Consider the following 13,305-nt stretch of genomic DNA (forward strand, 5'->3'; position numbering starts at 1 on the left):
GCCATGGAACTCCGCAGCCTGTGTGGTTAACGTACGTGAACAGAAAAATACCCATCATGCGATATTTCATTCTTGCTGTTGCGGTTATCGCGATGGCCGGCTGCCGCAATTTCAACTGGGCCCCGACCGACGCGCTTGAGAAAGTCAGCACGACTCCCCCCAACACGGTTGAAGCCCCGGTGTTTGCACCTGCGGGCGGGTCGTACAATGCGACGCAGAATGTCACGCTTACGACATCCACACCGGGCGCGACCATCTGTTACCGCAACGACGGCACCAACGCCGATTGCGACAATGCAACCGCCACCTGCTTTGCTGGCAGCACCACCTATGTCGGATCGATCAACGTACCCGCGACAATCACGCTGAACGCGATGGCGTGCAAAGCCACGATGAATAATTCAGTCGTCGCGACTGCGGTCTATACGATTGATTCGACCGCCCCGGTTATTTCAGCGACTGCGCCTGCACCGGGCGCGTATGTCACGAACACGCAGGTCAGCTACACGCTCTCAGAATCATGCGGCACCGGTTCAATCACCTGGACACGCACCAGCGGCAGCCCAGACCCCGGTTCGCCCAGGGTGCAGGCGCTCGTCGGGGCTGAACTCACTGCGGGCACGCACAGCGCCATCACGCTCACCAATAACCCGGCACTTGTGAGTGGCACGGTTTACGATATCGCATTCAACTGCACCGACGCTGCCGGTAACGCCGCAACGACGGTGACTGCAGCGGGCGTCACATTCGACAACGTCGCACCGGTCATCTCGGGAGTCGCCCCGATAACGGGTTCGTTTAGAACGAACACGCAGGTATCGTATGCTCTTTCAGAAGATTGCCAGACGGGCACGATCACCTGGACACGCACGGGCGGTGCAGCCGACGGCGCGTCGCCGCACGCGCAGACGCTGGTAGGGCTCGAACTCACGCAGGGTACAAAGACCAACCTAACACTTGCCAACAACCCCGCGCTCGTGAGCGGCACGATCTACACCATTGACTTCAATTGTCAGGACTTCGCCGGCCAGAATGCGACGACGGTAACTTCGACCGGCGTTACGTTCGACAATGTCGCGCCGATCATCAGCGGCGTTGCACCGCTCGACAGTGCGTTCGTCAGCACGACGCAGGTGAGTTACGACCTCACCGAAGTCTGCGCAACAGCTTCGATCACCTGGACACGCACCGGCGGGTCAGCAGACCCTTCGTCGCCGCATGTGCAGGCGCTCACCGCCGGTGAAATGACTGCAATCACGCATACGAATATCACGATCACGAACAACCCCACGCTGATCGACGGCGCCGTTTACCAGTTGGATTTTAACTGTACTGATTCGGCCGGTAACGTGGCGACAACCATCACACGCACGAACGTTACTTACGACCCGAGCGCGGTCGTTATCTCGGGCGTTTCGCCTGCCAGCAGCGCGTTTCGCAATACCACGCAGGTGAGCTACACCCTGTCAGAGAACTGCGCCTCGGGCAATGTCACTTGGACGCGCACGGGCGGCAACCCCGACCCTGGTTCACCGCGCGTGCAGGCGCTCACGGGCACCGAACTCAATGCAGGCACAAAGACGAACATCACTCTCACCAACAACCCACCGCTCGTCGACGGCGCGGTCTACAGCGTGCAATTCAACTGCACCGACTTTGCTGCGAATGCCTCGACGCCGATTACGGTCACCAATGTGACCTACGATTTCACCGCGCCGACGATCACCGGCACCGCGCCGGCGACGGGCGCATTTCGCAACAACAATCTGGTCAGCTTCACCTACTCTGAAAATTGCGCAAGCGCAAGCATCACGTGGACGCGCACCGGTGGCGCAGCCGATGCGAGCTCGCCCCACGTGCAGTCAGTCACAGGCTCTGACCTCAACGCCGGGGCGCACAACGGCATCATCATCGCCAACAACCCCACTCTCGCCGACGGAGCGGTTTACACGATGGCTTACGCATGCAGCGACGCTGCGGGCAATGCCGCGACCGTAATCTCGAATACAGGCATCACGTTCGATTACACGGCGCCGACTGTGAGCATCTCAAATCTTGTAAACAACAGTCCCTTGAACACGAATAAGGTGCTCGGCTCAGCCACAGACAATCTGGCCGGCGCGATAACAATAGAGGTACAGGTCGACGGCGGTTTGTTTAATGCGGCAACAGGTACACCCTCATGGAATTTCATGTTGCCGACCGGTGCGGCTACGTGGGTGAATAACACAACGCATTCTATCGGTGCCAGAGCGACCGATCTTGCCGGCAACATGTCGGCTGTCGTGACGATCAGTGTGCGCAAGGGCAATAACCATGACGTCAATGGCGATGGGTTTCCTGATTTGGCAATAGGTGGACCCAACGCACCAACAACCAGTACGGGTAAGGCCTATGTTTTTCACGGAAGCAGCACCGGCGTTATTGCCGCGACCGCCATTGCAGCAAACACGGTCATTAGTGGTCAGGCAATAAACGACAACTTCGGTCGTCAATTAATCCTTGCTGATTTTAACGGTGATGGCTTCGGCGATCTCGCGGTTTCAGCGATAGATAATTCCGCTTCTTTTGGTCGTGTGTATGTGTATAATGGCAGTGCGGCCGGCCTCGCTGCCGGTGCATCTAATTTCGTTGCTGGAACCAACGCGCCTTCGCGAGTCATTTCAGGCACATCTGCGGAGCAACTGGGTTCAGGTTTGATAGCTGGCAATGCAAACAATGATGGTTATGCAGACCTAATTATCGGCGCCGTTCTAAACGCGACCCAGCGCGGCCGATTCTACGCGCATTTCGGGGGCGCCGGCGGGGTCGCTGCCGCCTCATCTGTAACCGGGCAAGGTGAAGCTGTAACTGCACCGCGATTTTCATGCTCTATGGCCCTAGGCGATTTCAATGGAGACGGCAATCCTGATCTGGCCGTCGGCTCTGAAGGGCATAGTACAAGTGCCGGGCGGGCCTACATCTATTATGGTTCAGCCGGCACAATTACCGGAAGTTTAGCGTCTTTTGCACTGTCGATCTACACGGGCACTGCATCGAATTTTTTTGGCGGGAGCATGGCGGCAGGTGATCTTAATGGCGACGGCGTCACGGACCTGGTAGTCGGCGGCTATGGTGTGACGACAAACACAGGAAATATACGGGTTTTTTACGGTGTCAATGGTGCTGGCATTACACTAAGCGGCGGGGCTGTGCCGAATGCAACTTATACGGGTGAGGCGGCGAATCACTATTTTGCGACGAATATGACGATAGCTGATACCAATGCCGATACTTTTGGTGACTTGATTGTCGGTGCGCATGGTTCAACAGTCATGTCAGGCCGCGCCTATTTGTTTATGGGGCAGGCTCCGAATTTTCCGGGTGGGTCAGCAACTCTGGCGACAGTACGTTTCCTAGGGGATGGTGGCGGCTTCTACCAATTTGGTAGGGCTGTAGCAGTGACTGACATCAATGGTGATGGACGCCCCGATATCTTCGTGGGCGCCAATTTTTATAATAACCCAACGTATAATGGCCGGGTGTACGGATTCTTTTTTCCTCATGCCGGCCCCACTTTCGGTGCCACAAGTCGCGACAACGAAATAACAGGTTCTAGTGCGGAAGAATTCGGGTTAAGTATTGGTAAATAGAATTCACGACTAAATGTGACTGCTTTCACATGAGATGGTCGCCAAAGTTAAGTAAACGACCGTTCTGAGTATACAAGCATTCACGATCTCAAATTGCAATCTCAATAAATTCTTGTTTACACGATAAATTACGCAGGCCGCGTTGAAGAGACTCGACACAGAGGAGAACACGATGAGCAAACAAATTATTAAAATTGCCATGGCAGTCGCAATAATTGCGCTACTGAGTATTGTATTACCAGGTTGCGCAAAATCTGGCGATGAGAATGCCGCAACAGCAGACAGCGAACCAGAATTTACGATCACCGGAGAGGCAATATGAAAATCTTGCACTATTTTGTAACTTTGATTTACGCATGTGTTTTTTGCGGCTCTCTATTTGCCCAAGATTCAGACCCATCTACACCCCCAGCGCTCCTCAACGCAACATCAATCAAATACAAAGTGTACAAAATCGCACTGTCTACCAGCGCAGAATGCACAAACCCGGTAACGCTCATTGAAAGCGCGGCGGGTGTGCAGTCTGACCTGTTGAGCACACCTACTCTAGCGAAGGGCAAGATTGCTTCTGGCACGTACCACTGCATCATGGTTGAGCTTTCAAAAATTGTCAACACTGCATCAACCGGTGCGTGCACTACCGCACAAAACAACCTGATTTGTGCCGATGGTCAAGACAGCAAACTGATCAACGGCACTGCAGTGTCATGCTCAGGTGGCACAGGCAACGACCAACGCGTTGTACTTTATTACAACACCCTGTCTGCAAGCACGAGCGGTACCCGTGTTCTGTTGCCACCAACCAGCGCGGTTGACACAACTTCAGGGGTAACGTTAGGCACACCAGTGGTGTTTCCCACGAACAAGCGGGCAGCTGTGCGGATCAACAAACAGGTAATTCAAGACGGTACCTGCACAATTTCAAACCCTACTTTCTCAATTTCGATTCAATAGAATTGGCAGTCACAACTTGCCGTTGACGGCAAGTTGTGACGTCTTTGACATCCTTGTCGCCGTCGGCCCCGATCTCTCCGTGGATTATGGTTTGCGGCCATAACATCCTTGTCGCCGCAAACCGAGGTTCATCCGTGAACCATGGCAAAAATTCACCCTACCGCGATCGTTGAAAACCCGGCGAACCTGGCTGACGATGTTGTCGTCGGCCCGCAGGCTTATATCGGGCCTGATGTGAAGATTGGCCCCGGCTGTGTGATCGGGGTCAAGGCGACGCTGGTCAACCGGGTGACTCTGGGTAAGAACAACCGGCTCTTTACGGGCGCGACGATTGGCGAAGACGGGCAGGATATTCACTTCAATAACCCTGAAGCTGAGGTGGTTATTGGCGATAACAACGTCTTTCGCGAGCAGATCACGGTGCACCAGCCGTCGGTAAAAGGCAACAAGACAACGATCGGCAACAACTGCTATTTCATGGCCGATGCGCACGTCGCGCACGACTGCCATGTGGGCAACAATGTGATCATGGTGAATAAAACGGGCATTGCAGGGCACGTCGAAGTCGGCGACAATGCGCTGATCTCGGGCCTTGTGATGGCGCACCAGTTTGTGCGCGTTGGCGCTTTTGCGGTGATCGGCGGGGTCAGCAAGGCGACACGCGATATTCTGCCGTTTACGCTGAACAATGGCAACCCCGCGCTGGCGTTTGGCTTGAATCTCGTGGGCCTGAAGCGCGGTGGGTTTACGCCTGCAGAACGTTCTGCGATCAAGCAGGCTTTTCAGATTTTTTATTTGCGTGATCTGTCTACATCCATCGCGATTGAAACGATTGCCAGCGAGCTGTTGCCGTCGCTGCCAGAAGGGTCACCCGAGCGCGCACGCATCGAGTACTTATCGCGTTGGCTCAGCACGACGAAACGCGGCTTCACCTACCACTCATCAAAACGTAAAGCCGCAGAAGAAGAAGGCGAATGACGCGCTACGACGTCGTTGTTATCGGTTCGGGGCCTGCCGGCGAAGGCGCGGCGATGCAGTGCGCCAAAGACGGCAAGCACACCGCAATTGTTGAGCTGAACGAAACGCTCGGCGGGGAGTGCCTGCACCGCGGCACGATTCCGTCAAAGGCGCTACGGCATTCGATACAAAGGTATATCGAGTCGATGTCGAACCCCTTGGTCAAAAGTCATGTTAACTTCGCGAGCCGCGAGCTCGATTTTCCCCAGATGCTGGCAGCAGCGCGCAAGATTATCGAACGCGAGGCTCAGCACAACCTCAGCTATTATGAACGCAACCGGGTTGATGTGTACGGCGGTCGCGCGCGCATCGTGACGCCGAATGAAATTCAGATTGAGATGGGCCAGCGTGGCACTGAGACGATTCAGGCAGACGCGATTATCGTCGCGACGGGTTCAAGGCCCTACCACCCGCCCGATATTAAGTTCGACGACCATGTTCTCGACAGCGACACGGTGCTTGAGCTCGCCTACACTCCCCGCTCGATCACGATTTATGGTGCGGGTGTCATTGGCTGCGAGTACGCTTCGATCTTTAAAGGTCTCGGCATTAAGGTGACTCTGGTTAATCACCGCGCGAAGCTGCTCGAGTTTCTCGACGATGAGATTATTGATGCGCTGAGTTACCATCTACGCGAACAGGGCATTGTCATCAAGCACGGTGAAGAATATGAGAAGGTCGAACGCGATGGCAACGAGGTACAACTGCACCTCAAGTCTGGCAAGATTATCAAATCAGAAGCGCTGCTCTGGGCGAACGGGCGCAGCGGCAATAGTGCGGGGCTCTTCGGTTTCGAGAGCGGCATCGAAATCGACCACCGCGGTCAGATCAAGAAGAATGAAAACTTTCAGACCGCGCTGCCGCACATCTACGCAGTTGGCGATGTCTCTGGCCCGCCGGCGCTCGCGAGTGCCGCTTTCAACCAGGGTCGTTTCGTCGCGCTGCACATCACACGTGGCACGTCGTTTGCGAACCTGGTACAAAGAATTCCGACGGGGATATATACCGCACCCGAGATCAGCTCGCTTGGCAAAACAGAGCGCGAACTAACCGCAGAAAAGGTGCCGTATGAAGTCGGCCAGGCCCACTTTCGTAATATCGCCCGCGCGCAGATTACCGGGCAGACCGCAGGTTTACTCAAGATTTTGTTTCACCGCGAGACGCTCGAGATTCTCGGCATACACTGCTTTGGCGATCAGGCTGCTGAGATTATCCACATCGGCCAGGCAATCATGTCGCAGCCGGCGCCGAACAACCGCGTGACGTGGTTTGTCGAGACGACGTTCAATTACCCGACTATGGCCGAAGCGTATAGGGTCGCGGCTCTGAATGGGATTAATCGACTTTGATTTAGAAGCGCCTGAGGCGCTTCTAAATCAAAGCGGCGCACGGGCTATTTGTACGCGACGCTGAACGCAAGGTACACGCCGAACTGTGACATTCTGAAATCCGAATCTTTAACATCGCCACCGGTAGTCTTCAGCAAGAGTTCGAGATCGGTGAGCGCAATCGAAGAATACATCAGGTTGAGGCTGATGCCCATCGCGAAGTTTTCGCTCTGCCACCATTCACGGCCAAATGCAAGCCCGCTGGCGAAACCGTTTTTGACTGAGACAGCCTGCCTGGTATCTTCATAGATCGCAGTCGCTGCCCCCACCATCGCGGTCATGAAGTAGTTGGTGCGCGTATAGTAGGTCAGCGAAGGGCCCCAGGTTGAAAGGCCGAGCGTGCGGCCCGAAAGCCTTTTTTCTGTAAGAATATCGGGGCTCGCCGATATGTTGGGTTCGCTGGTAAATGAAGAGCCTAGGTTAATGCCCAGAATCAGATTCTCTTCAATTGCGAACCCCGTGTTGAGCTGCACCATGAACGAGGTACCCGATAGCGCAAGGGAATCAAATGAACCGACATTGCTCACGCCATAAGAGGCAAACCCTGGCCCGAGCATAAATTTCGCATGAAAGCCATTGTGGCGATACGCATCGGGGTTGCTGGCGCCTTCAGTTGCCTCGACCTGCGCAATCTTGCTCGAAACGACCGCGAGCGACCGGGTCGAAACAACATTAATCACGACCTGGTAGTTGCCCGAACCGCCGCTCTCGAGATTGCCCGAGACGATATAGTCATTTTGAACAGTTTGGTCGAGCGTCTTGTCGCTGCCCGCAAGTACGCCCTGCTGCGAGAGTTGCTTTTCTTTCAGCACCGAAGTTAAGGCATCCCGGTCGGTGACGCGGTAACCCAGCGCCGTCAGGTGCGCCACCGCTTTCGATTTTAGAGATGCCGCCATCGCGTCGGCCGTTTTGTTACCGCTCGCATTCTGGAAGGCAGCTACCCCGAAGGATTTTCCTTTCGCATCGCCCGGCACCGCTGCTTCGAGTGCTTCTGTGAAATTTTTGGTGCCTTTGGCCGAGGCGACGATGGCAGGCCCAGCATAATCGGGTACAAGATACCCCGGTATATCGCAGGTCTTTCCCCTGATTCGACAGGCGCGAATCGCATTTCTGTAAATGGGTTTGAGGCCGTCGCTCATTGAAATGATGATTTCAGTATCTGATTCGGCGGTGACAAAACCAACGTATTTTTCGCCATCGGCAGTCTCTACATTGTCACCTTTGGCCCTAGCAAAATCGTCGTAATCTCTGAAACCCGCGTGATCATCCTCAGACATCGGAAGGTCTGAGTACCATTTATTTTTTGAAAGAATGCGATAGATTCGGGCCCGCCGCACCGCTTCCACTTTTTCCTCATATTGCGTTCCGTATGCAAGTGTGTAGTACTCTTCACGAACGGTAATATGCAAGAACTCTGCATCGATGGACTTAACGCGTGCTTGTTCAATTACTGAAGAATCGCGGAGGCGTATCGCAACCTCTGCACCGATGGAAATCGCCCCGAGATTGTTGGCAGGCAAAGGCTGCCGGTTGATTCTAGTTGTGTTTGTGTTTTTCGCCGCAAAGGCAGTTGCGCTCAACAACAAAGACAAAGTAACATGGCGAATCATAACCGCACGTTTCGAACGTATTCAGATAGTCGATAAAAACTTTCTGATCGTCTCACGGCCCGCTGCTGATACTTTCGAGTCGGCAGGGGTGCCATAAAGTCCGCGCAGCCATTCGCCGGGCAACAGAAATGCCGCACGGGGGCGCTCCGCATATTCCTGTGCCGTCAGCGGGCCCGATTCGAGATCAAACGCAACTGTGTTTTCGAGTTCTTCATCGCCGGGGTGCGCCGCGAGGCCGAGCGCGACCATGAGGTTCCAATAGCAGAGGTCGAGGCAGACCGAGGCTGACGCCCCCGAATAGGGCAACGCCGCGAGGCTGTCAGAGAGAATCGTAAAAAATTCGGCACACTCGGGGCCACTCTTCAGATAGTCGGCGAGCCGCACAATTTCGGCGACCGCATGCATGCGTTGATAATCTTGCGTGTCTTCGTAGGGCGAAAACTGCAGCTCGATCGAACGCGGTATCACGCGCTCGTTGCCTTTCGCAGTAAAAATGATCTCGTGCACTGCACCGGGCTCATAATGAAACGAAGACCGTGTCGCCGACTTCAAAATACCCGGAATTTTGAACGAGCGCAGATCGCCCGAATCGAGCAGGCAATCGAGGTAGAGCGATTCACCGGGGGCGACTTTCTTCTTTACTATAATGGCGCGTGCTTTAGTGCCTGAGACACTCACGCGGTGGCACGCCCTGAAAGATCAATAACCACACTCTTCACCTGCCGATGCTTGAATTTCAGCAGAGTAAAACGGGCATTACCGTAGGTAAAGCTCGCCTTCTCTTTGAGTTCGCCGGTGAGCGAATGCAATACGAAACCTGCCACCGAATGAAATTTTTCTTCGGGCAGGTTGAGAGCAAGTTCGTCGTTCAGATCTGAAAGCGACATGCGTGCATCAACCCGGTAGACTTTGGGTTCGATCTGCATCACCTGCTTGCTGACGCTGTCATATTCATCTTGAATTTCGCCGACAATTTCTTCGAGAATATCTTCAAGCGTGATCATACCCGTCACGTCGCCGTGTTCGTTGACCGTGAGCGCAAGGTGGTGTCGGTTAAGGCGCATTTCGCGCATCAGCGAGAGTACACTCTGCGATTCGGGCACCACGAGTGGCTTTCTCAGGTGGCTCGCGAGGTCGAATTTTTTACGCTGCGCGGGTGTGAGCGCAATCAGATCTTTCACGAACAGCACGCCATGATAGTGCCTGAGACCCTCACGGTTCTCAAATACAGGTATACGTGAATGGCCGGTTTTGCGAAACACGGTTTCAATTTCTTTGAGAGAAGCGCCAATGGCAACACTCGTGAGATTGACTTCAGCAGTTTTGACATCCGCCGCGCGCGTCTCGTGAAGCTCCATGATCTCGAGAATCATCTGCATCTGTTCGTTGCGCGCTGAAATCTTGTTGGCCTTAAAGAATTGTATCAGTTTTTCGCGCAGAGACTTCTTGCGGCCGAAGACCTTGCGCAGCGTGTTCGTGAATTTTCTGCGGCGTGCCATCAGCGGGTTATGAGGCCCTCGGCCTTTTGGGGCAAGAGTCGGTTAAGCGCAGCCGACTCAAGCTTCTGCATTTCGCGCCGCGCGCGTTCTGAACGTTCGTGGTCGTAACCCATAACGTGTAGCACGCCATGCACGAGCAACACCGTCAGCTCATCGGCAAGGCTGTGGCGCATTTCACGCGCCTGGCGGGCAGCGGTGGCATAAGAAATATAAACTTCACCGTAGGGTTCATGTTCAAAAGTTTTCACACCTTTTTCGGCGTAGCAGAATGAGAGCACATCGGTCGGGCCAGTCTTGCCGCGGTAGGCCTGGTTGAGCCTCGCAATCGCCGGGTCGCTCACCAGCTGCACAAGCATATTCTTTTTCTGGCCGCGCGCCGGCGCCGAACCTGCCTTGGGTTTCACCGAGCGAAGCGCCTTTTCAACTGCGACGAGACCTGCTTCGAATTTTGTGATTTCGGCATTGAGACGTGGGGGCCTTGCCCCGGCGGCAAGTTCGAGACCTATCAACTTTTGAACTGACTCCGCGCGTCGTCGAGACTGCCCACGATCGAGAACCTTCCGCTGAGGTCGGTCATGTCGAAGAGTTCTTGAACGAAAGCCGTCGGCTTGGTAAGGTACATTTTGCCGCGATTCTGTTCGACCGTGCGGGCTATCGTCAGAAGCAGCGCTATGCCTGTGCTGTTGATGTATTCGAGCGCCGAAATATCGAGAATGCAGTCGTAGACGCCATTTTCGAAAATCGCCTTCACCTTTGAGTTGAGATCGAAAATATTATCTGACGTGATTTTGCCGCTGAACGTCATAAAATTGACCGGCCGGCTACCGACTTTTTCAGTCTCGGTTCTGAGCTGCAATAAATTCTTAAGGCTCACTGTCTTATTTTGCCCTGCCCGTCACGCAAGCAAGCTCTTTCTGAATTGACGGGCTAACGCGAAGATGGTTTCAGCCGATATGGAATCATCTGCAAAAAAGCAACCCCTGATCGACAAGTTGCTCATTCTCGGCGGCGCGGTGACGTTTATTGGCCTGACCGTGACTTTCTCACCGATGTTGTGGATGGCGACAATTCTGGCGCTGCTGCCGATTCTGGCTATGGGTATTCTCATCACACCGACGCTGCACCTGAATATCGTCGAAAAACAAACAGAAGAAAACCGCAATAAATAAGCCGACCTTTCGCACTCACACGGCGCAGGGCCCATGCTGAAAAGACTGAAGTCACTGCCGCTTCTCAGAAAGACTAAGTCGGGTATAACCGACGTTGAAACCGCGCTCGCGCACTTTCGCGCGGGCAAAATGCTCGTCGTTACAGATTCAGAAGACCGCGAAAACGAGGGTGACCTCGTGCTTTCGGCCGAAGACACCACCCCCGAGGCCGTGAACTTTATGGCCAAATTTGGCCGCGGGCTTATATGCGTGCCTGTCACAGCCGGGCGCGCAAAAGACCTGAACCTTCAGCCGATGGTCAAGCGCAACGAAGATGTGCGCCGTACAGCCTTCACCGTAAGCGTCGACGCGAAAGAAAAAACTTCGACGGGTATCTCGGCTCACGACCGCTATTTCACCATCAAGAAACTTGCCGACCCCGCTTCACGCTCACGCGACTTCATGCGTCCCGGGCATATATTTCCGCTCGTGGCACGCGACGGCGGCGTGCTGGTTCGCGCCGGCCACACCGAAGCTGCTGTCGACCTCTGCCGTCTCACAGGCAAACAACCCGTCGGCGTCATCTGCGAGATCATGAACAGCGACGGCACCATGGCGCGCATGCCCGACCTGATGAAATTCGCGCGCGAGCACAAACTGCCGATTCTCACGATCGAAGCTCTGATCGAATACCGCCGCCGCAGCGAACAGACGGTATCGCTCGTGAATCAGGGAAAACTGAAAACACGCTGGGGCGAATTCACCGCCTATTACTTCAATTCGGCAACAGATGACAATGTGCACGTGGCGCTGACACTGGGCAAGGTCAGTGGCAGCTCACCCGTTCTGGTTCGGGTGCACCGCGAAGATGTACTTGCCGACGTCTTTCAAAGCCCGACCCGCAAAAACTATATGGACATCGACAGCGCGATGCAGTCGCTGCTCAAAGCAAAAAAAGGCGTCTTTATCTTTCTTGGCCAGAAGTCGTCGCAGATTTTCACGGGCGATGCCGGCAGCGGCGATTCGAACCTGAGGCAATACGGCATCGGCGCGCAGATTTTAGGTCACCTCGGCGTCAAAAAGATACGTCTGCTGACAAATAACCCGCGCCGCATTGTCGGGCTCGATGCTTTCGGTCTCGAAGTCGTCGGGACAGTCGCGCACTAATGCTGGGCCAGATAGCGCATTTTCTGCGCATGATTCGTTTTTCACATACTCTGTTTGCCCTGCCCTTTGCGGTTGCACAACTCGCGGTGATTGCCGTGAGGTATGCCGACAGGGTGACGATTACATGGCAGAACTCTATCCTCATTGTGATTGCCTTTACGGCGATGCGCAGTTTTGCGATGGCGGCGAACAGGCTCATCGACCGGGAAATCGACGCGCGCAACCCGCGCACCGCGAACCGCGAAATACCAGCGGGTAAACTCAGCGCCGCAGCTGTGGGCACCTTTGGCGTCGTGTCGCTCGCCGCATTGCTGTGTTCGGCATGGCTGCTCGCGCCGATTGCCGCATTTCTCGCCCTGCCCGCTGCAACCATCGTTGCGACGTACAGCTATGCCAAAAGGTTCACCTGGCTGTGCCACCTATGGCTCGGCGTCGCGATCAGCATGGCACCGATCGCCGTTTCGATTGCGCTCTTGCAGACAGTGACGCCCGAATCATGGTTCATGGCGCTGACGCTCTGCTTCTACATCGCGGGTTTCGACATTCTCTACGCACTGCAGGATATCGAATTCGACGGGAAAGAAAGACTTTTTTCGATACCGGCCAGGTTCGGTGCGGCACGCGCAGTTATCATCAGCCGGGCATTGCATCTGGTTTCGCTCAGCTTCTGCGCGGTACTGATCGCAATGCTCGCACTCTCGATCTGGGCCTGGGTGCTTTACGGCGCCTTGGTCTTCTTGCTCGTTTACGAACACTATCTGGTGGGGTCGGTCAAGAACATACGCTTTGAAAAGATACCGGTGGCGTTCTTCAACGTCAACAGTATCTTCAGCCTCACCTACGCAGCCACGATTGCAATCGGTTTAATCTGAGTAAAGCAGCTTCGCTGC

Annotated in this window: 13 protein-coding genes; 8 read left to right on the forward strand and 5 right to left on the reverse strand. The window is 54.7% G+C overall.

What is annotated here, in order from left to right; genetic code table 11:
• The first annotated feature begins 56 nt into the window (after positions 1-56).
• From TURPA_RS21205 to sthA, 5 genes are all read left to right on the forward strand, one after another.
• The gene (locus tag TURPA_RS21205; protein ID WP_157210347.1) at positions 57-3,632 is read left to right on the forward strand and encodes a beta strand repeat-containing protein; all 3,576 of its coding nucleotides are present in this window, start codon (positions 57-59) and stop codon (positions 3,630-3,632) included.
• 172 nt (positions 3,633-3,804) lie between these two features.
• Positions 3,805-3,954, forward strand: coding sequence for a hypothetical protein (locus tag TURPA_RS01045; protein ID WP_014801426.1), 150 nt, complete (start codon positions 3,805-3,807; stop codon positions 3,952-3,954).
• Between the two features lie 122 nt (positions 3,955-4,076).
• Positions 4,077-4,586: a hypothetical protein gene (locus TURPA_RS01050; protein ID WP_157210348.1), complete on the forward strand. Its 510-nt coding sequence runs from the start codon at positions 4,077-4,079 to the stop codon at positions 4,584-4,586.
• Positions 4,587-4,727: 141 nt separating this feature from the next.
• Positions 4,728-5,564 (forward strand): acyl-ACP--UDP-N-acetylglucosamine O-acyltransferase, encoded by an 837-nt coding sequence (lpxA, locus tag TURPA_RS01055; RefSeq protein ID WP_014801428.1) that lies wholly within the window; start codon positions 4,728-4,730, stop codon positions 5,562-5,564.
• Entirely contained in the window at positions 5,561-6,952 is a 1,392-nt protein-coding gene (gene sthA / locus TURPA_RS01060) for a Si-specific NAD(P)(+) transhydrogenase (RefSeq protein ID WP_014801429.1), read from the forward strand. Before lpxA ends, sthA begins: the two co-directional genes overlap by 4 nt.
• A gap of 44 nt (positions 6,953-6,996) precedes the next feature.
• On the opposite strand, the gene TURPA_RS01065 is transcribed toward sthA, so the two are convergent.
• Genes TURPA_RS01065 through TURPA_RS01085 form a run of 5 tightly spaced genes read right to left on the reverse strand, consistent with a single transcriptional unit; the run spans position 6,997 to position 10,974 of the window.
• A complete protein-coding gene (locus TURPA_RS01065; RefSeq protein ID WP_014801430.1) occupies positions 6,997-8,601 on the reverse strand; it encodes a hypothetical protein in 1,605 nt (534 codons plus the stop codon).
• A 21-nt stretch (positions 8,602-8,622) separates the two neighbouring features.
• Positions 8,623-9,279 carry a hypothetical protein gene (locus TURPA_RS01070; protein ID WP_014801431.1) on the reverse strand — a complete coding sequence of 219 codons (657 nt, stop codon included), beginning with the start codon at positions 9,277-9,279 and terminating at the stop codon, positions 8,623-8,625.
• Positions 9,276-10,100: a transporter associated domain-containing protein gene (locus TURPA_RS01075; RefSeq protein WP_014801432.1), complete on the reverse strand. Its 825-nt coding sequence runs from the start codon at positions 10,098-10,100 to the stop codon at positions 9,276-9,278. The genes TURPA_RS01070 and TURPA_RS01075 overlap by 4 nt, the downstream gene beginning before the upstream one ends.
• Positions 10,100-10,609, reverse strand: coding sequence for an rRNA maturation RNase YbeY (ybeY, locus tag TURPA_RS21210; RefSeq protein ID WP_014801433.1), 510 nt, complete (start codon positions 10,607-10,609; stop codon positions 10,100-10,102). Before ybeY ends, TURPA_RS01075 begins: the two co-directional genes overlap by 1 nt.
• Positions 10,606-10,974 (reverse strand): STAS domain-containing protein, encoded by a 369-nt coding sequence (locus TURPA_RS01085; RefSeq protein WP_014801434.1) that lies wholly within the window; start codon positions 10,972-10,974, stop codon positions 10,606-10,608. The genes ybeY and TURPA_RS01085 overlap by 4 nt, the downstream gene beginning before the upstream one ends.
• A 79-nt stretch (positions 10,975-11,053) precedes the next feature.
• On the opposite strand from TURPA_RS01085, the gene TURPA_RS01090 reads away from it, so the two are divergent.
• From TURPA_RS01090 to TURPA_RS01100, 3 genes are read left to right on the forward strand one after another with little or no spacing between them, the layout of a single operon-like run.
• A complete protein-coding gene (locus TURPA_RS01090; protein ID WP_041948223.1) occupies positions 11,054-11,269 on the forward strand; it encodes a hypothetical protein in 216 nt (71 codons plus the stop codon).
• Between the two features lie 33 nt (positions 11,270-11,302).
• The gene (ribB, locus tag TURPA_RS01095; protein ID WP_014801436.1) at positions 11,303-12,415 is read left to right on the forward strand and encodes a 3,4-dihydroxy-2-butanone-4-phosphate synthase; all 1,113 of its coding nucleotides are present in this window, start codon (positions 11,303-11,305) and stop codon (positions 12,413-12,415) included.
• The gene (locus TURPA_RS01100; protein WP_014801437.1) at positions 12,415-13,287 is read left to right on the forward strand and encodes a UbiA-like polyprenyltransferase; all 873 of its coding nucleotides are present in this window, start codon (positions 12,415-12,417) and stop codon (positions 13,285-13,287) included. Before ribB ends, TURPA_RS01100 begins: the two co-directional genes overlap by 1 nt.
• Positions 13,288-13,305: the final 18 nt, after the last annotated feature.

The sequence above is a fragment of the Turneriella parva DSM 21527 genome (genome assembly GCF_000266885.1).
In the GTDB taxonomy this organism is placed as follows: domain Bacteria; phylum Spirochaetota; class Leptospiria; order Turneriellales; family Turneriellaceae; genus Turneriella; species Turneriella parva.

Excerpts from the sequence above, each read along its gene's own strand:
- TURPA_RS21205 (WP_157210347.1), top strand. The coding sequence starts at position 57 with ATGCGATATTTCATTCTTGCTGTTGCGGTTATCGCGATGGCCGGCTGC.
- TURPA_RS01045 (WP_014801426.1), top strand. The coding sequence starts at position 3,805 with ATGAGCAAACAAATTATTAAAATTGCCATGGCAGTCGCAATAATTGCG.
- lpxA (WP_014801428.1), top strand. The coding sequence starts at position 4,728 with ATGGCAAAAATTCACCCTACCGCGATCGTTGAAAACCCGGCGAACCTG.
- sthA (WP_014801429.1), top strand. The coding sequence starts at position 5,561 with ATGACGCGCTACGACGTCGTTGTTATCGGTTCGGGGCCTGCCGGCGAA.
- TURPA_RS01065 (WP_014801430.1), bottom strand. The coding sequence starts at position 8,601 with ATGATTCGCCATGTTACTTTGTCTTTGTTGTTGAGCGCAACTGCCTTT.
- TURPA_RS01075 (WP_014801432.1), bottom strand. The coding sequence starts at position 10,100 with ATGGCACGCCGCAGAAAATTCACGAACACGCTGCGCAAGGTCTTCGGC.
- TURPA_RS01090 (WP_041948223.1), top strand. The coding sequence starts at position 11,054 with ATGGAATCATCTGCAAAAAAGCAACCCCTGATCGACAAGTTGCTCATT.
- ribB (WP_014801436.1), top strand. The coding sequence starts at position 11,303 with ATGCTGAAAAGACTGAAGTCACTGCCGCTTCTCAGAAAGACTAAGTCG.
- TURPA_RS01100 (WP_014801437.1), top strand. The coding sequence starts at position 12,415 with ATGCTGGGCCAGATAGCGCATTTTCTGCGCATGATTCGTTTTTCACAT.